Consider the following 24794-nt stretch of genomic DNA (forward strand, 5'->3'; position numbering starts at 1 on the left):
AAATCCCGATACTGGCATTATTGACAATATACGGTCGGATTCCGCCAACATGACAAAATTTGCCACGTTTCCCGAAAAACACCCCTTGGTCTGCGCCGTTGCCTATGACGGGTTGTGCACCTTTGAATTCGGCATCGCGGTTGAACTCTTCGCCCTGCCCCGCCCTGAATTTGACAATTGGTACAGGTTTGCGACCGTCAAAGCCGAACCCGGCCCCATTCGCGCGGTCGGCGGCATTACAATAGACGCCCAAGACGATCTGAGCCTTTTGCAAGACGCCAGCCTGATTATCGTGCCCGGATGGCGCGGCGCAGACACCCCTGTGCCGGAGGAGCTGTGTTCAGCGTTGCGCGATGCCTACGCCCGCGGAGCACGTGTGGCGTCGATCTGTTCGGGGGTCTTTGTCTTGGCCGCGGCGGGCCTGCTGGACGGGAAAACGGCGACAACCCATTGGCGCTATACGGAAAAGCTGGCCGAGACATACCCCAACATCAGCGTCGATCCGGATGTTTTATTTGTCGAAGGTGAGCGTGTGTTTACCTCTGCCGGATCAGCGGCGGGGCTGGATCTGGGGCTGCATATTATCCGGCAGGATTTTGGCGCGCAGGTGGCCGCCTCTGTCGCGCGGCGGCTGGTTTTGCCTGCGCAACGGGATGGCGGTCAGCGGCAATTCGTCCCCCGTCCGGAACCAAAGGCCCGCGTTGGATCAGGTCTGTCGGCACTGCAAGATCGCATTCGCGCATCAATTAACGAAGAATGGCCGATTGAACGTATGGCCAGCGTCGCCGCCACCAGCGGGCGCACATTGGCGCGGCGCTTTCATGAAGAGGCTGGAACAACCCCGCTAAACTGGCTCAAGCTTGAACGTGTGACCCGCGCGGCAGAGTTGCTTGAGAACGGCTCTATTCCACTGTCCGATGTCTGGGAAAGCTGCGGGTTCGGCTCTGCCGAAACCTTCCGCCGTGAATTCCGCAAAACAATGGGCGTCCCCCCTATCCGATATAGAGAGCGTCTTGGAACGCCACTGGCGGGTTAGGCCGAATGGGGCCTGTCGCGCGCAAAAAACGAGCCGGGCGATTTCGCGCCACGGCCCTTTAGAACAACAAACAATAAGATGTTACCCGACGCGGTAGTTCGGAGACTCCCGCGTAATCTGTACGTCATGCACGTGGCTTTCTTTCAGACCTGCGCCAGTAATCTTAACGAACGAGCAGTTCTTGCGCATTTCGTCGACCGTGGCACATCCGGTATAGCCCATTGCCGCGCGCAAGCCGCCGACCATTTGATGGACCACAGCCGCGGCGGAGCCTTTATAGGCCACCTGGCCCTCGATCCCTTCGGGCACCAGTTTGTCGCTGGCGGCATCTTTCTGGAAATACCGATCGGCAGAGCCGCTGGCCATCGCGCCAAGCGAGCCCATGCCACGATAGCTTTTGAAGCTACGCCCTTGATAAAGAATGACATCGCCGGGGGATTCGTCGGTGCCCGCGATCATCGATCCGACCATGGCACAAGACGCGCCCGCCGCGATGGCCTTGGCAAAATCGCCCGAGAATTTGATGCCGCCATCGGCGATCACCGGAATATCACCCGCCGCTTTTGCGCAATCCATGATCGCAGTCAGCTGTGGTACACCGACGCCCGCCACCATCCGCGTGGTGCAGATCGACCCCGGGCCAATGCCCACCTTAACCGCATCCGCACCCGCACCGATCAAGGCACGTGTCGCTTCGCCAGTCGCCACGTTACCGGCCACAACCTGAACTTCGTTGCTGAGCTTTTTGGCGCGCTCGACCGCGATGGCCACCCCTTCGGAATGCCCATGCGCCGTGTCGATAACGATCATGTCCACGCCCGCATCGACAAGCGCTTGGGACCGTTCAAACCCGGCATCGCCCGTGGTGGTCGCGGCGGCGACGCGCAGGCGGCCCAGCTCATCCTTGCACGCGGTGGGGTTCAGAACGGCCTGTTCGGTGTCTTTGAGGGTCAGCAGACCCGTCAGCTTGCCTTGATCATCCGTCACCAGCAGTTTTTCGATCCGGCGGGCCTTCATCAGGCTGATCGCTTCTTCCCGGTCGGCGGGTTCGTGCAAAATGGCCAGATTGTCCACGGTCATCATCAGATGCACTGGCGTATCGTCGGCCCGGGCAAAGCGCATATCGCGGTTGGTCACGATACCCACGACCCGGCCCATTTCATCCACCACCGGAAAACCGGTGACGTTATAGCGTTGCTGTAATGCCTTGGCATCCGCGAGGGTTTGATTGGCGCGCAGGGTGATCGGGTTATAGACGATCCCGCTTTCAAAGCGTTTGACGCGGCGGACCTCTTCGGCCTGTTCGGCGATGGTCAGGTTGCGGTGAACCACCCCCATGCCGCCCGCTTGGGCCATAGCAATCGCCATGCGCCCTTCGGTCACCGTGTCCATCGCCGAGCTGAGCAGCGGGATGTTCAAAGCGATGGATTTGGTCACATGGGTGCGTGTGTCAGCCGTCGAAGGCAACACGCTTGATGCCGCTGGCACCAGTAGTACATCATCAAAGGTCAGAGCCTCACGAATCTCCATTTTGCACCTCGGCTTGCATGGGTTCATTTGGCGGTTTCCTATTTCATGGATTGCACCAATTGGAAAGGGCCATTTGCCACGCAGGGCCATTGCAAAAACGCAAAGCTCGGTCAAAGCTGTGCTGAGCGGGTATTTTGGGGAGCATTACGATGGCCAATCACGGATATGAGGGTGGCAGGCTGGACCTGCCCTTTGTGGGCATTTCGACCTTTGGCAAACGGCCCTATCAGCCCGATTGGGCAGCATTGGATGCCGATGTCGCCATTCTGGGGGCACCGTATGATGCGGGCACGCAATGGCGCGCAGGGGCGCGGTTTGGCCCGCGCGGCGTGCGCGAGGCATCGACCCTGTTCAGCTTTGGCCACGCGGGGGCCTATGACCACGAAGACGACGCGGTGTACCTGCCCGGCGATGTGAACATCGTCGATATTGGTGACGCCGACATCGTCCATACCGACACCGAACAAAGCCACGCCAATATTGAGACCGGCGTGCGGGCGATTTTGGATGCCGGTGCCCTGCCCGTCGTGATTGGCGGCGATCATTCGATCAATATCCCATGCATCCGCGCGTTTGATGGTCAGGGCGACATTCATATCTTGCAGATCGATGCGCATCTGGATTTCGTTGATGAACGCCACGGTGTCCGTCATGGCCACGGCAACCCCATGCGCCGCGCCGCTGAGCAGGAATATGTCACCGGGTTGACGCAGGTGGGCATCCGCAATGTCAGCTCGACCGCGCGCGAGGGCTATGATGATGCCCGCGCGATGGGGTCTGATATTATATCGGTCCGGCAGGCGCGCAAGATGGGGACAATGGGCGTGTTGGCCCATGTACCCGAAGGCGCGCGGCTGTATGTCACGATCGATATTGATGCGTTTTGCCCGTCGATTGCACCGGGCACCGGCACGCCGTCCCATGGTGGTTTTTTGTATTACGAGGTGTTGGAGCTGCTACAGGCCGCCGCCAAGCGCCACGAGATTGTGGGGATCGATTTGGTTGAGGTCGCGCCGGATTATGACCCCACGGGATCGACATCCATTCTGGCCGCGCAGCTGTTGTTGAATTTTCTGGGCTTCATCTTTCATGCGCGTGGGGCTTGAGATTTATGCGTTTCTATTTGGCTTTGCGTGGAACGGGGCTTTGCCCGTCGCGCCAAAGGCGCGCCACGAATATGGGGCGACCCTTTGGGTCGAACCCCAGGATATTTGAAAGCCAGAGAAGCGAGGGCGCGGATGCGGCATTTTGCGACGTATCTTGGCTTTCGTCTCGCGCTGCCTTCGCTATGTTGCGGCAAAGGTTTTGAGGACTGATTTGATGAGCAACGATCCACTGGTGGTATTCACGCCTTCGGGCAAGCGCGGGCATTTTCCGAAAGGCACCCCCATTCTGACGGCAGCGCGTCAATTGGGCGTTGATCTGGATTCGGTCTGTGGCGGGCGCGGCATTTGTTCGAAATGTCAGGTGACGCCAGGATTTGGCAAGTTTTCCAAGCATGGTGTGACCGTGCAAGATGACGCGCTGAGTGAATGGAACAGCGTCGAGCAACGCTATAAGGACAAGCGCGGCCTGATCGACGGGCGCCGCCTTGGCTGTCAGGCGCAGGTGATGGGCGATGTCGTCATTGACGTGCCCGCCGAAAGCCAGGTGCACAAGCAAGTGGTCCGCAAACGGGCCGAGGCGCGCGACATCGTGCTGAACCCGTCAACCAAACTGTTTTACGTCGAGGTGCAGGAACCCGACATGCACGACCCGTCAGGCGATCTGGAGCGGCTTTGCGCCGCGCTAAAGGACCAATGGGAGCTGGAGAACGTAAAGGCGGATTTGCAGATCCTGCAGGTGATGCAAAAGATTTTGCGCAAGGGCGATTGGAAAGTCACCGTGGCCGTGCATTTGGGCGATGATGAAAACCCGCCCCGTATCATGCATCTGTGGCCGGGGTTCTACGAGGGCACGGTTTATGGGCTTGCCGTCGATTTGGGCTCCACCACCATCGCCGCGCATCTGTGCGACTTGCAGACCGGCGAGGTAGTCGCGTCATCAGGTGTGATGAACCCGCAAATCCGCTTTGGTGAGGATTTGATGAGCCGGGTCAGCTATTCCATGATGAACGAAGGCGGCGCGGATGAAATGACCCGCGCGGTGCGCGCCGGCATGAACACCCTGTTTGACGAGATTTGCGCCGAGGGTGGCGTGGATAAGGGCCTGATCGTGGATGCGGTGTTCGTCTGCAACCCCGTCATGCACCACCTGTTCTTAGGCATTGATCCGTTCGAGCTGGGGCAAGCCCCCTTCGCCTTGGCCACATCCAACGCGCTGCGCATGCGCGCGGTTGAGCTGGACCTGACCATTCACCCCTCGGCACGGATATATTTCCTGCCCTGTATTGCGGGCCATGTGGGGGCCGATGCCGCCGCCGTCGCCCTGTCAGAGGCACCGGATAAATCCGACGATCTGGTGTTGGTCGTCGATGTGGGCACCAACGCTGAAATCCTACTGGGCAACCGCGAGAAAGTGCTCGCCTGTTCCTCGCCCACCGGCCCCGCGTTCGAGGGCGCGCAGATCAGCAGCGGGCAGCGTGCCGCCCCCGGCGCGATTGAGCGGGTCGAAATTGACCCCGTGACCAAGATCGCGCGCTTCAAGGTGATCGGCAGCGATCTGTGGTCCGATGATCCGGCGTTCGAGGCCGAGATCGGCGCAAGCGGTGTGACCGGCATCTGCGGGTCCGGCATTATCGAGATGGTCGCCGAGATGCGCATTCACGGTATCGTCGACGCGCCCGGCCTGATCGGCACAGCCGAGCAAACCGGATCGCCCATGGTTTTTGCCGACGGGCGCACCAATTCCTATCTGGTCTATGACGGCACGGCCCATGGTGGCCCCAAGATTACCGTAACCAACCGCGATATCCGCGAAATCCAGATGGCCAAGGCCGCACTGTATTCAGGCGCGCGTCTGCTGATGGATAAATTCGGCGTCGATAAGGTCGACCGTATCGTGCTGGCCGGGGCCTTTGGCGCGCATATCAGCACCAAGCACGCGATGGTGTTGGGCATGATCCCCGACGCCCCGCTGGACAAGGTCACATCGGCCGGGAACGCCGCAGGCACCGGCGCGCGGATTGCCCTGCTGAACAGCGCCAGCCGTGCCGAGATCGAAGAAACCGTGCGCAATATCCACAAGATTGAGACCGCGATCGAACCCCGCTTTCAGGAGCATTTCGTCAATGCCTCGGCCATCCCCAATGCCGTTGAACCCTTCCCGATCCTGAACAGCATCGTCACCCTGCCCACTGCGACATTTAACACAGGTGGCGGCGATGGTGCGGGCGGCGGGCGTCGCCGTCGGCGCGGTTAACCCGCGCACAGGAGCCCCACATTCTGGCCGTCATGACCGATGCCTTCGCGCAATTTGACGGCCACGCCATCCCCGCAGAGATTAACTTTTCACCGCCCGCAAGTCCTGACTTGACGCTCTGCGCGCCACGACCTAAATCAGGTCCACGGCGCGCGGGTATGGTGAAAAGGTATCACGGCAGCTTCCCAAGCTTTAGTTACGAGTTCGATTCTCGTTACCCGCTCCAAGCCGAAATCTAGTTTACAACGATTTCGTCACAGGCTTGAAAGATCGCATTTACGGTGCTCATTTATGAAGGAATGGGCACGCGGGTTGATGATCTCTAAATTAGATGTCGGTTCCAACTTCTAACCGTAGTTGCCAACCCAATCAGGCCTCGGACCTTCGGGAAACGTCCATTCGTAGCCCGTTTTTCTCTCTAAGCGACGGAGTATTTTCATAAGGCTTTCATGCATATGCGCATCAATGAACGTTATGAGTTCCTCCCACTCGTTTCGACCACCGAAAAAGAACCCAAGTCTCATCTGCATGCTTACCTTGAACCCATCATCATCAAAATGTAACTCAATACCACTATTTATCGTTTTATGAGTACCATTGTGAGCATATCTTTGGTGGCGAAGGTCCATAATGTCTTGGTGAACGGGTCTTAAATGCTCCGGAATATCTGTCTTGGACAGCTTAACCGCTCCATTTCCGCTTGCGAATAGACGCGCATAGGTCACAATAAATGCAGTTGTGAGAACTTCCTGCTCCATTAGTGCCTCTGCCGTCACTTCAATTTCGGCCGTTCTTAGACGGTGGTAGATATAACTAAGACTTGATGTTGTTGGTATTGCTTTCGCAAGCCTAATTAGACCTTTGATGTCGTTATCGGCGATCCGTAGGACCTTCTTACCTTGCTGCTTGCGTGCCTCAGCGGCCTCGCGATACTCCTTCGGTAGAAGATTGAAAAATTCTTCTGGTACATATACGAACTCTTCATCTTCCCGAAGATTGTATAGGTCTGATCGCGTCATATTGAGCACTCCTCAGGGACGTTAAAATCAGCTTTCTGGGCCTAGCAGATGAGTCGAACCGATATCTCTGAAATCAGATCGCTTTGCTGGTCAGAGTGACCACAGTCGGCATGTAGCTCCTTATACCGCAAATTCCCCCTACTCAGACCGACGCACGTTCTCGGACGACGTGCCCGCTTTGGCCGTGGACACGTTGATGACCTCTAAAATCTGATAGGCCCCCGCAGCGATGACAACCATGGCGACGACGGCGGTTAGAAACGCTTTCATGTTACGGCTCCTTGCGTGCTGCGGGTTTTGGTCCGGCGACTTCTTCGGCCCAGATGCTGTGATGTTCGCGGGCCCATTGCTCTTCGACTTCGCCCTTGCCCATGGCATCAAACGCGCCTTCCATGCCGATGGAGCCCAGATAGATATGCGCGAAAATAATCGCGGTCAGGATCAGGCTGATCAGCGCGTGCCACAGTTGGGCGTATTGCATTTCCTCTTGCGGAGCGAGCGGGTATGGCAAATCGGCAAATCCGAACCATCCCGGCGCGCCCAAGCCGTTCAGCCACGAAAACGTATGACCGAAGAGATTGAATTCAAACGGGAAAAGTAGGGATAGACCGGACAGAGAGATCGACCCGCCCAGCAGGATCACCGCCCAGAAAATTAGCTTTTGGCCAGCGTTGAACTTTTTCGCAGGCGGGTGCCCGCCCCCGATCAGCCCGCCACCTTTTGCCAGCCAGCGCAGGTCGGTGCGGTCGGGGATGTTGTGGACGACCCAAATGATGAACACGAATATCAGCGCGATCATAAAGGCCCATGACACGTTATTATGCACCCATTTGCAGACAATCGCGACGGATGAAAACGCCTCGTGACCGAAGGCGGGGATCAGCACGGTGCGGCCAAACAACGAGATCAGCCCTGTCACCCCAAGCAGAACAAAGGACGACGCCAGCATCCAGTGGCCAAAGCGTTCAAAGGCTTGAAACCGCAGCAGCGTCCGCCCGGTTTTTTCGCCCTCGATACGGATACGGCCCCGGATCAGATAGAACAGTGCCAGCGCCAGCAAGGTGCCGCCCAGCAGGTAAATCGCAATCTTTTGCAGGGGGCCACGACGAAAATCGAGCCACCACATACCGCCGTCCTGGATCAGGGTCGTGGCCGCAGGCACACGCGCTTGGGTGGTGATGTCAGCCTTGCCAAAGCGGAAGGCGCGCCACAGATCGGCGTCAGACGCCCCGCCAAGGGTGCCCAGCTGATCGGTGGTGGACATTGCGGCGTCAGGATCGCCAAGCTCGTTCGCGCGGATCACATCGTCTGCGGTTTTCAGCCCCTCTTGCCGCCGCAAGATGTCATCCAGCTTGGACACGGCCGGGTTGCTATCCACCGTGCTGGTCTGAGGCGGCACATTGGTTTGCGCATAACCCGCCGAAGGCACGGCGACCCCCATCAAAACAGGCAGGCAAATCAAGAAGGCGGCAATCAAACGCTGCATCGTTATATCCCTTTTGGCTGACCAAATAGGGGCGGTCCCGTAACAGGCCGCCCCTATGATTGTCATATCATAACGGGCAGTTAGCCGCCCTTTTGTTCGTACGCCGTGCCCCAGCCCCACGCGCCAGAGCCAAAGCCCCGTGCCACGACCCGTTCGCGGTAGATGCCCGAGACGACATCGCCGTCACCGGCAAGCAACGCCTTGGTTGAACACATCTCGGCGCAGATCGGCAGTTTGCCTTCTGCGATGCGGTTGCGGCCGTATTTCTGGAATTCGGCGGTGGAGTTGTTTTCTTCGGGGCCACCGGCACAGAAGGTACATTTGTCCATTTTCCCGCGAGAGCCGAAGTTGCCCGCTTGGGGGTACTGCGGCGCGCCAAAGGGGCATGCGTAAAAGCAGTAGCCGCAGCCGATGCACAGGTCTTTGGAGTGCAGCACCACACCGTCGTCTGTTTGATAGAAACAGTCGGTGGGACAAACGGCCATACAAGGCGCGTCCGAGCAGTGCATACAGGCGACCGAAATCGACCGTTCACCCGGTTTGCCGTCATTGATCGTGACAACCTTGCGGCGGTTGATGCCCCACGGCACTTCGTGTTCGTTTTTACAGGCGGTGACGCAGGCGTTGCATTCGATGCAGCGTTCAGCGTCGCAGAGGAATTTTGCTCTAGCCATCTTATCTCTCCCTTACGCTGTCCAGATTTTGCAAAGAGTAGCCTTGGTCTCTTGCATCTGGGTTACACTGTCATAGCCATAGGTTTGCGCGGTGTTGGCGCTTTCACCCAAGACATACGGATCGGCCCCTTCGGGATATTTATCCCTCAGATCAACACCTTCCAGATGCCCACCAAAGTGGAAAGGCATGAACGCCACGCCTTCGCCGACCCGCTCAGTCACCATGGCCATCACTTTGACCTTGCCGCCTTCGGGGCCTTCGACCCAGACCTGTTGCCCGTCACGGACGCCCAGATTGTTGGCATCGCGTGTGTTAATCTCGACGAACATGTCTTGCTGGAGTTCGGCCAGCCACGGGTTTGAACGTGTCTCGTCGCCCCCACCCTCGTATTCAACCAAGCGGCCCGAGGTCAGGATAATCGGATAATCCTCCGAGAAATCCTTTTCCTGGATCGAGGCATACATGGTGGGCACCCGCCAGAATTTCTTATCCTCGTAGGTTGGGTAATCGGCCACCAGATCGCGGCGGTTCGAATACAGCGGCTCGCGGTGGATTGGCACCGGATCAGGGAAGGTCCAGACCACGGCACGGGCTTTGGCATTCCCAAAGGGCGCGCACCCATGGGCGATTGCAACCCGCTGGATACCGCCAGAAAGGTCAGTCTTCCAGTTCACGCCACCGGTCTTTTGAACGTAATCCGATGGAATTTCACCGGTTTGCGAGGTTTCACCAACTTCTTCGTTGGCGGCACCACCATCATCGGACGCGTTGCCCATATTCGGATCACCGTCAGGGAAGCCCGCGACAAAGTTAATCGATGCGCGTTCTTCGTCGGTCAGGTCGCTATCCCAGCCAAGATCACGCAGCATTTGCATGGTGAACTCGGGATACCCGTCCTCGATCTCGGACCCGGCCGAGAATACGCCCTCGGCCAGCAGGTTCTCGCCGTTGCGCTCCACACCGAAACGGGCGCGGAAGGTCAGCCCCCCTTCGGCGACCGGCAGCGACATATCATATAGGTTCGCCGTGCCGGGGTGGTTCATCTCGGCGGTGCCCCAAGACGGCCATGGCATCCCGTAAAAATCGCCATCGGCCGGCCCGCCATTCGCCCGCAAGGTTGTGCGGTCGAACGTGTGTTGGTTGGCCATGTGCATCTTCATCCGCTCGGGGCTTTGGCCCGTATAGCCGATGGTCCACATACCCCGGTTAAACTCACGGGTGATGTCCTCGACGTTTGGCTCGCCACCTTCTTCAATGGCAATGTTGCGGAAGATTTTGTCGTGGAAACCGAATTTTTCGGCAAACATTGCAATGATCGTGTGATCGGGCAGCGATTCAAACAGCGGATCGACCACTTTGTCGCGCCATTGCAGCGACCGGTTGGACGCCGTGACAGAGCCGCGCGTTTCAAACTGCGTACAGGCCGGCAGCAGATACACCCCGTCGCTTCGGTCTTGCAGCACGGCGGACACTGTCGGATAGGGATCGACCACAACAAGCAGGTCGAGCTTTTCCATCGCCGTCTTCATTTCCTTTTGACGGGTTTGCGAGTTCGGCGCATGCCCCCACAAGACCATGGCCCGTGTGCTGTCGGGCTGGTCAAGGTCTTCGGCATCTTCCAAAACACCATCAATCCAACGACTTACGGGAATACCGGTCAGGTTCATCATCGGCGTATCGCCAACAGTTTCGCTGCTGAACCGGCCCTTGAGGTAATCAAGGTCTTCTTCCCATACCCTTGCCCAGTGCGCCCAAGCGCCTGCGGAAAGGCCGTAATACCCCGGCAGCGTATCTGCCAGAACACCAAGGTCCGTCGCACCCTGAACGTTGTCGTGGCCGCGGAAAATATTGGTGCCGCCGCCTGCAGTGCCCATGTTGCCAAGGGCCAGCTGCAAGATGCAGTAAGCGCGCGTGTTGTTGTTACCATTGGTGTGCTGGGTGCCGCCCATACACCAGATCACGGTGCCGGGACGGTTGTTGGCAAGGGTCCGCGCCACACGCTCAAGCTGGGTACCGGGGGTGCCGGTTACACGCTCGACCTCGTCCGGCGTCCATTTGGCCACTTCGGTCCTGATCTCGTCCATGCCCCAGACACGGGTGCGGATGAATTCTTTGTCTTCCCATCCGTTTTCAAAGATGTGCCACAGGATACCCCAGACCAAGGCCACATCCGATCCCGGCCGGAAGCGTACATATTCATCTGCGTGGGCCGCCGTGCGGGTAAAGCGCGGGTCGCATACGATCAGCGGCGCGTTATTTTGTTCTTTGGCTTTCAGCAGGTGCAGCAGCGACACGGGATGTGCCTCGGCCGGGTTGCCCCCGATGATAAAGATCGCCTTGCTGTTGTGGATGTCATTATAGCTGTTGGTCATGGCGCCGTAGCCCCATGTGTTTGCCACACCCGCAACCGTGGTCGAATGGCAAATACGCGCCTGATGGTCGACGTTGTTGGTGCCCCAATAGGCCGCGAATTTGCGGAACAGGTAGGCTTGTTCGTTGTTATGCTTGGCAGAACCCAGCCAATAAACCGAATCCGGCCCGCTTTCCTCGCGGATTTTCATCATGCCGTCGCCGATCTCGTTGATCGCCTGTTCCCAGCTAAGGCGAACCCACTGACCGCCTTCTTTTTTCATCGGATATTTCAGGCGACGTTCGCCATGGGCATGTTCGCGGACCGATGCCCCTTTGGCGCAATGTGCCCCCAGATTGAACGGACTGTCCCAGCCGGGCTCTTGCCCCGTCCAGACGCCATTATCGACCTCGGCGATGACGGTACAGCCGACGGAACAGTGGGTGCATACTGATTTAACCGTTTCAACCGCGCGGGTCGCGGCGGTTTGGGCAGTCGCTTTGGTGACCGAACCGCCTGTCGCGGCAATGGCCGTCAGCCCGCCAATAGCAAGGCCCGATCCGCGCAAAAATCCACGTCGGTCGATGGTGCTATTGCCATTGTTCACCACGATCGGCGCGCGGCCTGATCTGCGTGTATACCCGTTGGTCTTTTTCCTCAGCATGGTATTTCTCCCTTTTTCCAGCATCAGCCGGAGAATTCTACGTCGCTCACCGTGTTGGCATGTCAGGCCGTTTGCCGGTGTTCAGTTGGCTATTAGAAACTAGAAACGTGTGCTTTCCAGATAGGCGCGGGTGTGCGCGGTATCCTGCATGGTCTCGGATGACAGGTCTGCCGGTTGCGCTTCGGCCCCCGTTGCCCCACCCGCTGCAATCGCGGCGGCGGCCACGGGTGCCGCTGTGCCTGCAAATTTCAGAAAGTCGCGGCGGCTTGCGCCTTTTGTCTTGTCCGTCATTTGGTACCTTCCCTTCGAGTTATCCGGCGGGCGTCCCCACCGGAGTGTGACGCATTACCGTTCAGCTTTGGTCATGCGGAATGCTTCGCGTTCGATATCCATAAAGGCCGCGCCAACGGCCCCCACAGACGCGTATAAAACTGATGATTTGGCAGCTTGCAGATCGGCAAAATAATGCGCCGCCCAACTGCCGATATGAGCGTTAAAGAACTGTTGTTGTTCGCTGATTGTGGCCACGCGGCCAAACCGCCCCACGATCATGCCCGCCATCATCTCCATCAAGGATGCGATGTTGTCTTCGGGCTCGAACACATCCTGGGCGCGGGTCATACCAAGGCTGGCCATGGTTTTGCGCAAATTCGCCAACGGCTTTTCGTTCAAAAAGCCGGTCAGATAATAGCTGGCATAGGGCAACAATTCACCGCGCCCCAAGCCGATGAACAAGGCGTTGAATTCCGTGCGCACCGATTTTGGGCGCGATACCTTTGCCACGCGCGCCAGCCCTTGGATCGCTTGGCCCAATGGGGTCTCGTCGCCCTCCAGGTTTGCGGTTTGATCCAGCAACATCTGATCGGGCGGCCCGGACAGCATCACCCCAAGATAGTTGTACAGATCCGCGCGCAGGCGGTCCTCTTGGATCACTTCGGGCAATGTTGCGGCCACGTTCATGCGTTTTGCCCTTCGATATGAAATTGCATGCGACGGCGGGTCGGCGCGGTTTGTTCGATTTCTTCGGCCTCTTCGACGCGGGCGTACTCAACCGGTGCGTCGTCCGTGGCGGCGCTCACCTCGTCCACCACCACCAGCACATCTTCGTCGTCTTCGGCGTCGTCATCAACCACCACCAACGCGGCCTCAGCGGGTGCCGCCGCTTGGCGTTCCATCTCTAGCAGATGTGCCAACATGCCTTTGCCGACCTGATAGCCGGTCTTGATCGGCCCCTGCCCCGTGCTGCCGGTCAGGTAATCGTCGTCATAATCGTTCAAGCCATCGACACAGGCCAATACAGGATTGCTGCGCCACAGGGATCGCAACGCGCGTTTGCGTAGATGTTGCGGGACGGTCTTAACCATGAACGCCTTAACGTTATCGCCCAGAACCAGCGCATCAGGATCGGGCAGGCCCAATTCCTCTAAAATCTCGGCGTCGGTCTTTTCGGCCAGCTCCGCCTGCTGCTCTGCAACAATCGCGTCATCGGCTTCGCGTTTCAGCGCGGCCTCTTCTGCGGCGACGGCGGCACGTCTGCGTGACCATGATGAAAGTGCGGCGGTCAATTGATCACCTCGCGGCGGCGCGGGGCGCGGTACACATCGGTGGTCTGGCGAATACGGGAATCGCCCACGCCATCATCCGTCTGATCCACCCGCGCGTTCTTGCGCCGGCGTTTCACAAACGCTTCTTCCTCGTAGTGTTTTTCGACAAATTCGATAACCAAGGCCCGCAAACCATGGGGCATTGGCAGCTTTTCAACCAGTTCTTCGGCTGAATCGCAGTAATCCTGCGCCTCGTAGGGCGATGCCGTCACAAGGGCCACTGACCACGGCACGCCGCCGCTTTCAGCATTGGGGCGTAGCACCGTGTAGATCGACGGGCTTCGGGCCTGCAATTCATGTGCATAGGCCTCGGCATCCGGAACATATAAGGTAAGTGGCAGGGTGGCCGCGTGGTATTCGGTAACGTCGCCCTCGGTCCGCAGAACCTTCCAGTCGGCTTGCGCTGCACCGGGCAAAATATCCGTGACCGTCCAGGCATATTTAGCCCAGCGTGTAGCCCCCGGTGTGCGTCTGACAACGACACCAACAGGGATGGTCACTGAATTTGGGTGGCTACGCGGCAATTAAATCCCCTCGTGTGGCTGCCCGTATGGTGACGCAAAACTTTGAAAACGACAAAGGTTTTTTTGATATTTCCCTTCACGCGGTTGTTATGCTGCGATGCAGCATCCACAGACACCAATGATTACTGGTTAATGCGGTTAAGTGATTGCACATAAATATTATTCAGCCAGGGTGATGCTGCACCTGCATTCGGTCCAGACCAGCACAGAAACCAGATTTGCGGTTTACTGTGCGCCCATTTCCTGACTACCTGAAGCACGATCCACAATCGGCACAAGGGGATATCATGACGAAAACGTTGTTGGTTTGTGATTGTCTCGGCTCACAGCAGGTCGATTTCAAAGCCTTGGGCGACGCAACCGGAATGGGTTGTTCGGGATGCCACACAAGCCTGTGCACCACGCAGATCGAAACCGCCGCCAAGGCAATCTCGGCCGGTGATGTGGTCATTGCCTGCGCCCAAGAAGCCCCCCGTTTCGCCGCATTGGCCGAAGAACTGAACGCCGATGAACCCCTATGCGTCGATATTCGCGACCGCGCTGGCTGGACCGCCGATGGCGATGATACCACACCCAAAATGGCCGCGCTGATTGCCGACGCAATGCTGGCCCCGCCGCCGCCCAAATCAATCGATATCATCAGCGAAGGCACCTGCCTGATCCTTGGGGATGAAGACGCAGCCGTTGCGGCGGCTGAAAAACTGTCTGATGCGCTGGCGGTGACGGTATTGCTGGCACCGGGCAGTGCATTTCTGCCCACCCCCGCTTATGACATCGTGATCGGCACCCTGCGCGGCGCCAGCGGCACCTTGGGCCAGTTCGACATTCGCATTGATCATTTCCAACAAAGCCTTGCCGGGGGCCGTGGCACCCCTGCCCTGACCGATCCGCAAGACGGGGCCGTATCGCAATGCGACCTGATCCTTGATCTGACCGGGGGTCAGCCGCTGTTCCCCGCGCCCGAAAAACGCGACGGCTATCTGCGTGCAGACCCGGGCAGCCAGCCCGCCGTCGCAGATGCAATCCTGTCCGCCAGCCAAATGGTCGGCACCTTTGAAAAGCCGCTGTATATCAGCATGGAACCGACGCTTTGCGCCCATTCGCGTGCCGAACAGCCCGCCTGCTCAAACTGCCTGAACGTCTGTCCCACGGGGGCGATCCTGTCTGCGGGCGAAACCGTGAGCATTGATCCGATGATCTGCGCCGGTTGCGGGGCGTGCGCCGCCGTCTGCCCGTCCGGGGCCATCACCTATGACGTGCCAGGGCCGGATCACATGTTCCGCCGGATCAGCACGCTGGCGCGCAACTATCGCATGTCCGGTGGTGAGGATGCGGCACTTTTGGTCCATGATGATCACGGCGCTGAAATGATCCAGCTGGCCGCCCGTTTTGGTCGCGGCCTGCCCGCCCATGTGATCCCGATGGAGGTCAGCGCGCTGTCAGGCTTTGGCCATGCCGAGATGCTGGCCGCCCTTGCCAGCGGGTTCAGCCATGTTGATATCCTGTTGGGGCCAAAAACCGAACGCGACGCCCTTGATCCGCAGCTGGCGCTGGCCGATGCGATTGCGCCCGGTCAATCTGCATTGCTGGATTTCGCAGACCCCGACGCGCTGTCGGACCACCTGTTTGGCCGCGCGCCGATGGCCCCCACGGCCGACCCGATCCTGCCCATTGGCAGCCGTCGGCAGGTCGCGCGTCTGGCCGCCAAGGCGCTCAACCCCGATCAACAGGTTCTGACGCTGCCGCTTGATGCCCCTTATGGCGCGGTTTTGGTCGATACAGATGCCTGCACCCTGTGCCTGTCTTGCGTGTCTTTGTGCCCTTCCGGTGCGCTTGGTGATAATCCCGACCTGCCGCAATTGCGCTTTCAGGAAGACGCCTGCCTGCAATGCGGGCTCTGTGCCAATATCTGCCCCGAAAACGCGATCACGCTAGAGCCGCAGTTCAACCTGACCGAAACCGCCCTGCAACAGGTGATCTTGAACGAAGAAGAACCCTTTGCCTGTGTGGAATGCGGGACGCTGTTTGGGGTTAAATCCACCGTTGAAAAGATCGTCGAGAAACTGGCCGGAAAGCATTCGATGTTCGCCAATTCCGACACCGCGCGGATGATCCAGATGTGTGACGGCTGCCGTATCAACGCGCAGTATCACGCCCAGAACAACCCGTTTTCAGGTGCCGAACGCCCCCGTCCGCGCACCACCGATGATTATCTGTCAAAGCGCAAGGATCACTGATTTTGCAAGCCAGCGCCCCGATCCGCCAGTTACAAAAACAAATACCCCTTTCCCATTGCCGCAACCGCACCAACCCACAAGGTTGACCGCACAGCGGCCCCAGATATCGGAGACCCGAAAATGAGCGAAGATTTCAACATGTCGATGCGCAAGTTCCTGAAACAGGTTGGCGTGACATCCCAACAAGCCATCGAAGAGGCCCTGCGCAACGCCGGTGACACCACAGGCAAAAGCTTTGACGCCAAGATGGTGTTGACCATCGACGGGCTGGACATGGAACATGTCGTTACCGGCAAAATCGAGGGGCAATCCTAAGGTGACCGTCACCAGAGAATCCGTTCTTGCCATTCTGGCAGACCTGAAAGACCCGATTAGCGGCACATCGATCGTCGAGGCGGGTATCGTCAAGGCGCTGACCGTCGACGATGGCGTGGTGCGTTTCGTGATGGAGGTCAGCGGCGATCACGCGGCCGCCTATACCGCGCTCAAGGATACCGGCGAGGCGCAGATCAAGGCGCTGGACGGCATCACATCAGTCTCCATCGTGTTGACGGCCCATAGCGCGCCCAAACCGCCGCCCGACCTTAAGGGATCGCGCAGTTCGGCCCCCACTGGCCCGCAAAAAGTACCGGGTATTGACCGGATTATCGCCGTGGCATCCGGCAAGGGTGGCGTGGGTAAATCAACCGTCGCCGCCAATCTGGCCTGTGCGCTGGCCGCCGAAGGCCGCCGCGTCGGGCTGCTGGATGCGGATGTCTACGGGCCCTCGCAACCGCGGATGCTGGGCGTATCGGGGCGGCCCGCGTCGCCTGATGGCAAAACAATCCTGCCCATGCGCAACTATGGCGTGACCATGATGTCGCTGGGCCTGATGACGAACGAGGATCAAGCCGTTGTATGGCGTGGCCCGATGCTGATGGGCGCGTTGCAGCAGATGTTGTCGCAGGTGCAATGGGGCGCGCTGGATGTGCTGATCGTCGATCTGCCCCCCGGCACCGGCGATGTGCAGATGACCCTTGCGCAAAAGGCCGAACTTAACGGCGCGATCATTGTATCAACCCCGCAGGACATCGCCCTGCTGGATGCCCGCAAAGGGATCGACATGTTCAACCAACTGGGCACGCCCCTGATCGGCATGATCGAAAACATGTCCACGCATATCTGTTCGGCCTGCGGTCACGAGGAACATCTGTTCGGCCATGGCGGCGTCGCTGCGGAAGCCGAGAAGCTGAACGTGCCTTTGCTGGCTGAAATCCCGCTGCATATCGACATTCGTTTGGCCGCTGACGGCGGCGCACCGATTGTGGTGTCCAAGCCCGAAAGCACCCAAGCCTTGGTCTTCCGCAAGGTGGCAAAAGACCTGATATCCCAAGGGCATGCATGACGGCGCCTGAGTTTCCACCGCTATTTTCCGGCCAAGACGCCAAGGGGCAAGACCCCTTTGCGCTCGCCTGTGACGCGGCGGATAAGGGGTGTGATGCGGGATTGGTGTTTTACGATCTTGGGGCCAGCAGCTTGCGGGCGGCAATTGTCTTTGCCCCCGATGTGCCGCTTGCCGACGCGGCGGCAATGCTGCCGGTGTGCGGCGTTGGCTTTCAGAATGCGCTTGGCGCTTTGGCCCCGCCCGAGGTCGGCGTGCATCTGGGCTGGGACGGCGGCATTTACCTGAACGGCGGGCGTGCCGGGCAATTGGCCATGGCGGCATCGGGCACCGACCCTGAGGCTGAGCCCGATTGGTTGGTCGTCGCCCTGACCCTATCGCTGTGGCCCGACAGCGATGACACCGGCCTAACCCCCGATCAAACAGCGCTTTATGCCGAAGGCTGCGCCGACGTGGCCCCGCATCACCTGCTTGAGGCATGGGTGCGCCACACCCTTGTCGGTATCAACAGCTGGGCCGACGGCGGCATGGCCAAACTGCACGCCGAATGGTCCGGCCTTGCCCATGGGCTTGAGGGGCAGATCACGGTCGCAGGGCAGACCGGCAGCTATGTCGGGCTTGATGAAAACCTGGGGCTGCTGTTGAAGATCGACCAAGAAACCGTTTTGATACCGCTGACCGCAACCCTCACGAGGCCCGTATGAAACTAGCCCGCGCCATCCATTTTGACGAAAGCGACACCCGCGTTTTCCACAACCCCGCCCGCACCGGTGAATGGTGTATTTCCGGCGGGTTCGAGTTTTCAAACTGGAGCGAGGGTGATCTGGTCGGCAAGGCGCGGCAGGCCTTTGCCAATGGCTGGATGGGGATCGAGACCTTTGGCCGCGTCAGTTTTGTCGCGGTGACGCAGATTGAGCCCCATGAACATGACGTGTTCGCCAACCTGCTGGCCCAGCATTTCGTCGAGATTTACGGTGCACCAAACCTCGAGGCCGCGATGACCGTCGCCAAAGAGGAAATCGCCCAAATGGCAGAGCTATGCGAGGACCACGCGCCGAACACCTTGATCACAGTGTCGCGCGAATTGACCCCCGCGGGCGTCAGGGAAACCTACCGCGTGATCGAGGCGCAGGATGCCGACATCATGCAATTCGCCGTCCATGGATCACTGGACGAGGATGAGCCGCATGACCATGGACATGATCATGGGCACGATCACGGGCATCATCATCACGACCCTTAAGGCGTTGCGTTAAACACAAACAACGCTTCGCCATTGATCTTGTAACCATTGATCAGCTCGGCCGCCCGCGCACTGGTCAACCAACCCTCAAGTTTCATCGCCAAGTCATTGCGAATGTTAGCGTTTTTATCAGGGTTCACCGGCAGCAGCGCATATTGATTGAACAAGGCCGGATCGCCGGAATAGAGCAGCGCCAGATCGCCCTTGTTGCCAAAGTTCAACCAGCTTGCACGGTCTGCCACGATATAGGCGTTCATGCCAGCGGCAGTGTTCAGCGCGGCCCCCATCCCTGCCCCGACCGGACGATACCAATCGCCGAACCCGGCGCTGTCTAGACCCGCACTGGCCCAGATCTTTTTCTCGGCCTTATGGGTACCGCTGTCGTCGCCACGGCTGACAAAGGGGGCTTTGACACCCTCGATCCGCTGCATCGCATTCGCCGCGCTGGCTGCATCAGCAATCGCCGCTGGGTCAGCGTTGGGGCCAACAAAAACAAAATCATTATACATGATCTCGCGGCGGTGCGTCCCATGCCCCTCGGCCACGAATTTCTCTTCTGCCGCTTTGGAATGGACCAATACGGCATCGACATCCCCCGCCTCGCCCAGGCGCAACGCCTGCCCGGTGCCCACCACCAACAGCCTTACATCCAGATCAAGATCGGACTTGATCGCGGGCAGCAGCACATCGGCAAGCCCGGAATTATCGAACGATGTGGTCACAGCCATGCGCATCTCTTCTGCGCTGGCGGTTTGTGCCCACAACAGCATGGTTACTGCGGTTAAAATTCGTTTCATGTTACAATGTCTCCTCTTAAAAATGCGGCAAGCGCTTCGGTTTGTGGGGCTGCAAATTTGGTCGTTGCAGGCCCGGTTTCGTGAATTCTCCCATCCAGCATAAACACCAGATCATGGGCCAGCCGCCGCGCCTGCCCCATGTCGTGGGTTGCCATCACCAGATGCGTGCCAGCCGCTGCAATCTCTTGCAGCAGGGCTTCGATCTCTCGGGTGGCGTGGCCGTCTAGATTTGCGCAAGGTTCATCCAGAAACAGCACATCCGGCTTGCGGACCAAGGCGCGGGCAATGGCCAGTTTCTGCCGCTCGCCCCCTGACAAACGGGTGGCGGGGCTGTTTTGCACGCTTGCCAGCCCGATCCGGTCCAGCCAATAGCCGACCGTTTCCCTGATCTGCGCTGCAGGGGTTTTGACCAACCGCAAAGGATAGGCCAGATTTTCAGCGACAGACCGGCGCATAACGATGGGGGATTGAAAGACAAACGCCTGTTTCGACGTATCCTCGGTCGTCCAAGTCACAGACCCTCCATTGATGCGCTCGATCCCGTGCAGGACGCGCAGCAACGTGGTTTTGCCCGACCCGTTTGGCCCGATCACAATCGTCGGCCCCTGCGGATCAAGCACCAGATCAACCGGCCCGATGATCCGTTTGCCCTGCCTGCGGACGGTAACATCTTGCAAAGTCAGGGGAAATAGACGGCTCACCATTGCCCCTCCCGCTCCGTTCGCGACAGCGTGTGGATCGCCAAATTCACCACAATCGCCAAGCCGATCAGGACAAAGCCCAGCCCCAAAGCCAGTGCAAAATCGCCCTTTCCGGTCTCAAGCGCGATGGCGGTGGTCAGCACGCGGGTCACATGATCAATATTGCCGCCCACGATCATGATCGCCCCCACCTCGCCGATGGCCCGGCCAAAACCGGCCAAGGCAGCGGTCAGCAAATTGCGCCGCCCGTCGCGCACCAGGGTCGTGATGCGCTGCCATTTCGAGGTGTTCAGCGAGATCAGCAGATCATGATATTCGGCCCATAGCTCGCGCATGGATTGATGGGCAATCGACGCGATCACAGGGGTGATAATAATTACCTGCGCAATGATCATCGCGGTGGGGGTGAACAGCAGATTTAATACGCCAAACGGCCCGGACCGCGACAGCAAGATATAGACGACCAACCCTACGACAACCGGCGGCAGGCCCATCAGCGCGTTGATCAGCGATATCGCAAAACGGCGATAGCGAAACCGCTGCACGGCCAGATAGGTACCCAAGGGGATGGCGATCACCGACGCAATCACCAAGGCGGTCAGGGTTACACGCAACGATCTAAGGCTGATTTCCCAAAGCTCGGCATCGAAATGCACGATCAGCCAGAATGCCGCGTTCAATCCCTCCCAGATATCAACCATTTGCCGCGCGATCCCGTTTCACACCGTTGGGTTTAACGGTCGGGTTTTCCGGCCTGAATGACAAGCGGAAACTGCCTGAAATATTCCGCAGGCTGTTGCAGCCCCTTAAAATGATTGGCGTATTTCGCGTGCGGCTTTGGGTGCCTAGTTTGCTAAATCGCGGCGCATCCCCTCTGCACGGCGGTTGATTTCAAAACTTTTGCAGAAAATTTGAAGTCAGCGCATTAATGGGGTTGAAACACCCGTGGGGCTTGGATAGTAGAACGCTCACGGGTCGTTAGCTCAGTTGGTAGAGCGCTTCGTTTACACCGAAGATGTCGGGAGTTCGAGCCTCTCACGACCCACCATTCCCCCTCTCTTAAATCGCATAACGAACTGAGATGTTTGGATAATGTTTCGCGCCTGCGAGACCCATACAGGTGGCTTGAATGCCCCGATTTGATCAGTCGTCAGAACTGTCCGCATCAATCCCAAAGCCCGTGCGCGGCGCGGGTTTTGCATCGACCTGACGCACTTTCACGCGCATCATTTTACCGTTTCCAAGGTCTTTCTCGTTCAGCACCTTGAACTTGCCCATCGGCAAAAGGTTCAGCTCGCGGCTGTCGTTCAACGCCTCGCCCAACACGGCAAGCATGGCGTCGATGACCGGCTTCGCGTCCTTCTTTTTAATGCCTGAGCGTTCAACCACCAGATCAATCAGTTCTTTCTTGCGCATGACCGGGCCAACAATCACCGGGCGCGGCGCGTTGGGGTTCGGTGTATCGCTGGAGACAGCGGGGGCCTTGACCGATTGCATGGCCTGCCCTTTCGGGGCCCCACGCAATTTTATGCGGCTTAAGTCCGGCTTAACGGTTTTTGCGGCTTTGCTCATCAACCCTGCCTTTTTACGGATACACAGCAGCACCGTAGCGTGATGGCCGGCCCAAAGCCAGCGCTACGACTGCATGTGCACATTGGCGTGACGATGCAATAGCCTGCCACCAAATGAAAAAGCCGCCCCGTTTCCAGGGCGGCTTTGTTTTATATTTCAGTATGATCAGTGCGCGGTGGCGCTGTCCCCGCTTGGGGATTTTTTGGCCAGGGCAGCGGCTGCTGCATCTTCTGCCTCCTGATCCCATTCGATAGCTTCAGGCTGGCGCACAAGCGCGTGCTGCAACACTTCGGACACGTGCTTGACCGGGATGATTTTCAACCCTTCCTTCACGTTGTCTGGGATATCCGGCAAATCCTTTTCGTTCTCTTCGGGGATCAGAACCGTGGTAATCCCACCGCGCAAGGCGGCAAGCAGCTTTTCCTTGAGCCCGCCAATAGGCATCGCATTCCCGCGCAGCGACACTTCGCCCGTCATGGCGATGTCACGCCGAACAGGGATTTGCGTCAGCACCGAAACGATCGATGTCACCATGGCCAAACCGGCCGAGGGGCCGTCTTTGGGCGTGGCACCATCGGGCACGTGCACGTGGATGTCGACCGTGTCGAACTTGGTCGGCTTCACCCCGATAGACGGGCTGATCGACCGTACATAGCTGCTGGCGGCGTCGATGGATTCCTTCATCACATCGCCCAGCTTGCCTGTGGTCTTCATCCGACCCTTGCCCGGTAGGCGCAATGCCTCGATCTGGAGCAATTCACCCCCGACCGACGTATAGGCCAACCCAGTCACGACACCGATCTGATCTTCAAGCTCGGCCAGACCATAGCGATACTTTTTAACGCCAAGGAATTCCTCGATGTTGTCAGCATTTACTGTGATGCTCTCGGCCTCTTTCTTGACGATCTTGGTCAGCGACTTGCGGGTCACTTTTGCGATCTCACGCTCAAGGTTCCGCACGCCAGCCTCGCGGGTGTAATACCGGATCATGCTGGTCAAGGCACTGTCTTCAATGGCAAATTCCTTTGCCTTAAGACCGTGGTTCTTGATCTGCTTGGCGACAAGATGCTGTTTGGCAATCTCGCGCTTTTCATCCTCGGTATAACCCGACAGCGGGATAATCTCCATCCGGTCAAGAAGCGGACCCGGCATGTTATAGCTGTTCGATGTGGTCAGGAACATCACGTTCGAGAGGTCATATTCGACCTCCAAATAGTGATCCACAAATGTGGAGTTTTGCTCCGGATCAAGCACCTCGAGCATGGCCGACGCGGGATCGCCGCGGAAGTCCTGCCCCATCTTGTCGATTTCATCGAGCAAGATCAGCGGGTTGTTGGTCTTGGCCTTTTTGAGCGCCTGAATGATCTTACCGGGCATGGAGCCGATATACGTCCGACGGTGACCGCGGATTTCGGATTCGTCACGCACACCGCCAAGGCTGATGCGAATAAATTCGCGCCCTGTGGCCTTGGCCACGGATTTACCAAGCGACGTTTTACCCACACCAGGAGGGCCGACAAGGCACATGATCGGGCCTTTCAGCTTGGACGAGCGTTGCTGCACGGCAAGGTATTCCACGATGCGTTCTTTAACCTTTTCAAGGCCATAGTGATCATCGTCGAGCACTTGTTGTGCTTTGACCAAATCCTTTTTGGTGCGCGATTTCACATTCCACGGGATCGACAGGATCCAGTCAAGATAGTTGCGCACAACCGTGGCTTCGGCAGACATGGGCGACATGTTCTTGAGCTTTTTCAGCTCACCGTCGACCTTCTCTTTGGCCTCTTTGCTCAGCTTGGTTTCCGCGATGCGCGCTTCAAGTTCGGCCAATTCGCTTTTGCCGTCCTCGCCATCGCCCAGCTCGGTCTGAATGGCCTTCATTTGCTCATTCAGGTAATATTCGCGCTGCGTTTTCTCCATCTGGGTTTTAACGCGGGTCTTGATTTTTTTCTCGACCTGCAACACGGACATTTCGCCCTGCATCAGGCCGTAAACTTTCTCAAGACGCTCGGACACGGACAGCGTTTCAAGCAAATCTTGCTTTTGCTCGACTTCGATACCCAAGTGGCCCGCCACCAGATCAGCAAGACGCGCAGGTTCGGTCGCTTCCAGCACAGCTGTCAGCGCCTCTTCGGGCACGTTCTTTTTGACTTTGGAATAACGTTCGAACTCTTCGGCGACGGTTTTGATCAGCGCCCGTGTGGTGGTTTCATCACCGGGAATTTCGCTCAGATACTCGGCCGTGGCTTCGAAAAAGCTATCATTTTCAAGGTATTCAGTGATGCGCACACGCGACTGCCCTTCGACAAGCACCTTAACGGTGCCATCGGGCAATTTCAGCAGTTGCAAGACATTCGCCAGCACACCTGTCTGGAAAATACCGTCTGCGTCGGGGTCATCCATGCCGGGGTCGATCTGGCTCGACAGCAGAATCTGCTTGTCGTCGGCCATCACTTCTTCCAGCGCGCGCACGGATTTTTCACGACCCACAAAAAGCGGGACAATCATATGGGGGAACACCACGATGTCGCGCAAGGGCAACACGGGGTAGGATGCGTTCAGAGGCTCTAACATGCTCTTTTCCTTATACTGCAAGATGACACTGGCCCCTATTC

At 58.3% G+C, this 24794-nt stretch carries 23 protein-coding genes and 2 tRNA genes; 10 read left to right on the forward strand and 15 right to left on the reverse strand.

What is annotated here, in order from left to right; translation table 11 throughout:
• Positions 1 to 49: 49 nt before the first annotated feature.
• The gene (gene ftrA, locus AADJ11_RS10745; RefSeq protein WP_341234527.1) at positions 50 to 1036 is read left to right on the forward strand and encodes a transcriptional regulator FtrA; all 987 of its coding nucleotides are present in this window, start codon (positions 50 to 52) and stop codon (positions 1034 to 1036) included.
• Positions 1037 to 1117: 81 nt separating this feature from the next.
• On the opposite strand, the gene guaB is transcribed toward ftrA, so the two are convergent.
• Positions 1118 to 2566 (reverse strand): IMP dehydrogenase, encoded by a 1449-nt coding sequence (gene guaB / locus AADJ11_RS10750; RefSeq protein ID WP_341234528.1) that lies wholly within the window; start codon positions 2564 to 2566, stop codon positions 1118 to 1120.
• A gap of 149 nt (positions 2567 to 2715) precedes the next feature.
• On the opposite strand from guaB, the gene speB reads away from it, so the two are divergent.
• The 3 genes from speB to AADJ11_RS10765 all read left to right on the forward strand — a co-directional run bounded on the left by speB (position 2716) and on the right by AADJ11_RS10765 (position 6152).
• A complete protein-coding gene (speB, locus tag AADJ11_RS10755) occupies positions 2716 to 3672 on the forward strand; it encodes an agmatinase (RefSeq protein ID WP_341234529.1) in 957 nt (318 codons plus the stop codon).
• Between the two features lie 214 nt (positions 3673 to 3886).
• Complete coding sequence (locus AADJ11_RS10760) at positions 3887 to 5926, forward strand: ASKHA domain-containing protein (RefSeq protein WP_341234530.1); 2040 nt, start codon at positions 3887 to 3889, stop codon at positions 5924 to 5926.
• Between the two features lie 152 nt (positions 5927 to 6078).
• Positions 6079 to 6152: transfer RNA gene (locus tag AADJ11_RS10765), tRNA-Gly, on the forward strand.
• 121 nt (positions 6153 to 6273) lie between these two features.
• Here AADJ11_RS10765 and AADJ11_RS10770 read toward each other — a convergent pair.
• From AADJ11_RS10770 to AADJ11_RS10810, 9 genes are all read right to left on the reverse strand, one after another.
• Positions 6274 to 6945: a hypothetical protein gene (locus AADJ11_RS10770; RefSeq protein WP_341234531.1), complete on the reverse strand. Its 672-nt coding sequence runs from the start codon at positions 6943 to 6945 to the stop codon at positions 6274 to 6276.
• A 138-nt stretch (positions 6946 to 7083) separates the two neighbouring features.
• Positions 7084 to 7215 (reverse strand): hypothetical protein, encoded by a 132-nt coding sequence (locus tag AADJ11_RS10775; protein WP_341234532.1) that lies wholly within the window; start codon positions 7213 to 7215, stop codon positions 7084 to 7086.
• A 1-nt stretch (position 7216) separates the two neighbouring features.
• Positions 7217 to 8431: a formate dehydrogenase subunit gamma gene (locus AADJ11_RS10780; RefSeq protein ID WP_341234533.1), complete on the reverse strand. Its 1215-nt coding sequence runs from the start codon at positions 8429 to 8431 to the stop codon at positions 7217 to 7219.
• Between the two features lie 80 nt (positions 8432 to 8511).
• The gene (fdh3B, locus tag AADJ11_RS10785; protein ID WP_093914846.1) at positions 8512 to 9105 is read right to left on the reverse strand and encodes a formate dehydrogenase FDH3 subunit beta; all 594 of its coding nucleotides are present in this window, start codon (positions 9103 to 9105) and stop codon (positions 8512 to 8514) included.
• A gap of 12 nt (positions 9106 to 9117) precedes the next feature.
• Positions 9118 to 12120 (reverse strand): formate dehydrogenase subunit alpha, encoded by a 3003-nt coding sequence (locus AADJ11_RS10790; RefSeq protein ID WP_341234534.1) that lies wholly within the window; start codon positions 12118 to 12120, stop codon positions 9118 to 9120.
• 99 nt (positions 12121 to 12219) lie between these two features.
• Positions 12220 to 12411 (reverse strand): twin-arginine translocation pathway signal protein, encoded by a 192-nt coding sequence (locus AADJ11_RS10795; protein WP_341234535.1) that lies wholly within the window; start codon positions 12409 to 12411, stop codon positions 12220 to 12222.
• Between the two features lie 54 nt (positions 12412 to 12465).
• Positions 12466 to 13080 (reverse strand): molecular chaperone TorD family protein, encoded by a 615-nt coding sequence (locus AADJ11_RS10800; RefSeq protein WP_341234536.1) that lies wholly within the window; start codon positions 13078 to 13080, stop codon positions 12466 to 12468.
• On the reverse strand, positions 13077 to 13685 hold the full coding sequence (locus tag AADJ11_RS10805; RefSeq protein WP_341234537.1) for a DUF3306 domain-containing protein: 609 nt from the start codon (positions 13683 to 13685) through the stop codon (positions 13077 to 13079). Before AADJ11_RS10805 ends, AADJ11_RS10800 begins: the two co-directional genes overlap by 4 nt.
• Positions 13682 to 14248, reverse strand: coding sequence for a DUF3305 domain-containing protein (locus AADJ11_RS10810; RefSeq protein WP_341234538.1), 567 nt, complete (start codon positions 14246 to 14248; stop codon positions 13682 to 13684). Before AADJ11_RS10810 ends, AADJ11_RS10805 begins: the two co-directional genes overlap by 4 nt.
• Before the next feature lie 287 nt (positions 14249 to 14535).
• Between AADJ11_RS10810 and AADJ11_RS10815 the strand changes: the two genes are divergently transcribed.
• The 5 genes from AADJ11_RS10815 to AADJ11_RS10835 all read left to right on the forward strand — a co-directional run bounded on the left by AADJ11_RS10815 (position 14536) and on the right by AADJ11_RS10835 (position 19109).
• Entirely contained in the window at positions 14536 to 16485 is a 1950-nt protein-coding gene (locus AADJ11_RS10815) for a 4Fe-4S binding protein (RefSeq protein ID WP_341234539.1), read from the forward strand.
• Between the two features lie 120 nt (positions 16486 to 16605).
• A complete protein-coding gene (locus tag AADJ11_RS10820; RefSeq protein WP_093914840.1) occupies positions 16606 to 16800 on the forward strand; it encodes a DUF6494 family protein in 195 nt (64 codons plus the stop codon).
• Between the two features lies 1 nt (position 16801).
• On the forward strand, positions 16802 to 17869 hold the full coding sequence (locus AADJ11_RS10825) for an Mrp/NBP35 family ATP-binding protein (RefSeq protein WP_341234540.1): 1068 nt from the start codon (positions 16802 to 16804) through the stop codon (positions 17867 to 17869).
• Positions 17866 to 18570: a biotin/lipoate--protein ligase family protein gene (locus tag AADJ11_RS10830; protein ID WP_341234541.1), complete on the forward strand. Its 705-nt coding sequence runs from the start codon at positions 17866 to 17868 to the stop codon at positions 18568 to 18570. Before AADJ11_RS10825 ends, AADJ11_RS10830 begins: the two co-directional genes overlap by 4 nt.
• Complete coding sequence (locus AADJ11_RS10835) at positions 18567 to 19109, forward strand: DUF6505 family protein (protein ID WP_341234542.1); 543 nt, start codon at positions 18567 to 18569, stop codon at positions 19107 to 19109. The genes AADJ11_RS10830 and AADJ11_RS10835 overlap by 4 nt, the downstream gene beginning before the upstream one ends.
• On the opposite strand, the gene AADJ11_RS10840 is transcribed toward AADJ11_RS10835, so the two are convergent.
• Genes AADJ11_RS10840 through AADJ11_RS10850 form a run of 3 tightly spaced genes read right to left on the reverse strand, consistent with a single transcriptional unit; the run spans position 19106 to position 21308 of the window.
• Positions 19106 to 19906: a substrate-binding domain-containing protein gene (locus AADJ11_RS10840; RefSeq protein ID WP_341234543.1), complete on the reverse strand. Its 801-nt coding sequence runs from the start codon at positions 19904 to 19906 to the stop codon at positions 19106 to 19108. The two genes, AADJ11_RS10835 and AADJ11_RS10840, sit on opposite strands and share 4 nt — an antisense overlap.
• A complete protein-coding gene (locus AADJ11_RS10845; RefSeq protein WP_341234544.1) occupies positions 19903 to 20610 on the reverse strand; it encodes an ATP-binding cassette domain-containing protein in 708 nt (235 codons plus the stop codon). Before AADJ11_RS10845 ends, AADJ11_RS10840 begins: the two co-directional genes overlap by 4 nt.
• Entirely contained in the window at positions 20604 to 21308 is a 705-nt protein-coding gene (locus AADJ11_RS10850; RefSeq protein ID WP_341234545.1) for an ABC transporter permease, read from the reverse strand. The genes AADJ11_RS10845 and AADJ11_RS10850 overlap by 7 nt, the downstream gene beginning before the upstream one ends.
• Before the next feature lie 271 nt (positions 21309 to 21579).
• Between AADJ11_RS10850 and AADJ11_RS10855 the strand changes: the two genes are divergently transcribed.
• Positions 21580 to 21655, forward strand: a tRNA-Val gene (locus AADJ11_RS10855).
• Positions 21656 to 21750: 95 nt separating this feature from the next.
• Here AADJ11_RS10855 and AADJ11_RS10860 read toward each other — a convergent pair.
• A complete protein-coding gene (locus AADJ11_RS10860) occupies positions 21751 to 22179 on the reverse strand; it encodes an HU family DNA-binding protein (RefSeq protein ID WP_341234546.1) in 429 nt (142 codons plus the stop codon).
• A 165-nt stretch (positions 22180 to 22344) separates the two neighbouring features.
• Positions 22345 to 24753, reverse strand: coding sequence for an endopeptidase La (gene lon, locus AADJ11_RS10865; RefSeq protein WP_341234547.1), 2409 nt, complete (start codon positions 24751 to 24753; stop codon positions 22345 to 22347).
• Positions 24754 to 24794: the final 41 nt, after the last annotated feature.

Source organism: uncultured Sulfitobacter sp., from assembly GCF_964021855.1.
In the GTDB taxonomy this organism is placed as follows: domain Bacteria; phylum Pseudomonadota; class Alphaproteobacteria; order Rhodobacterales; family Rhodobacteraceae; genus Sulfitobacter.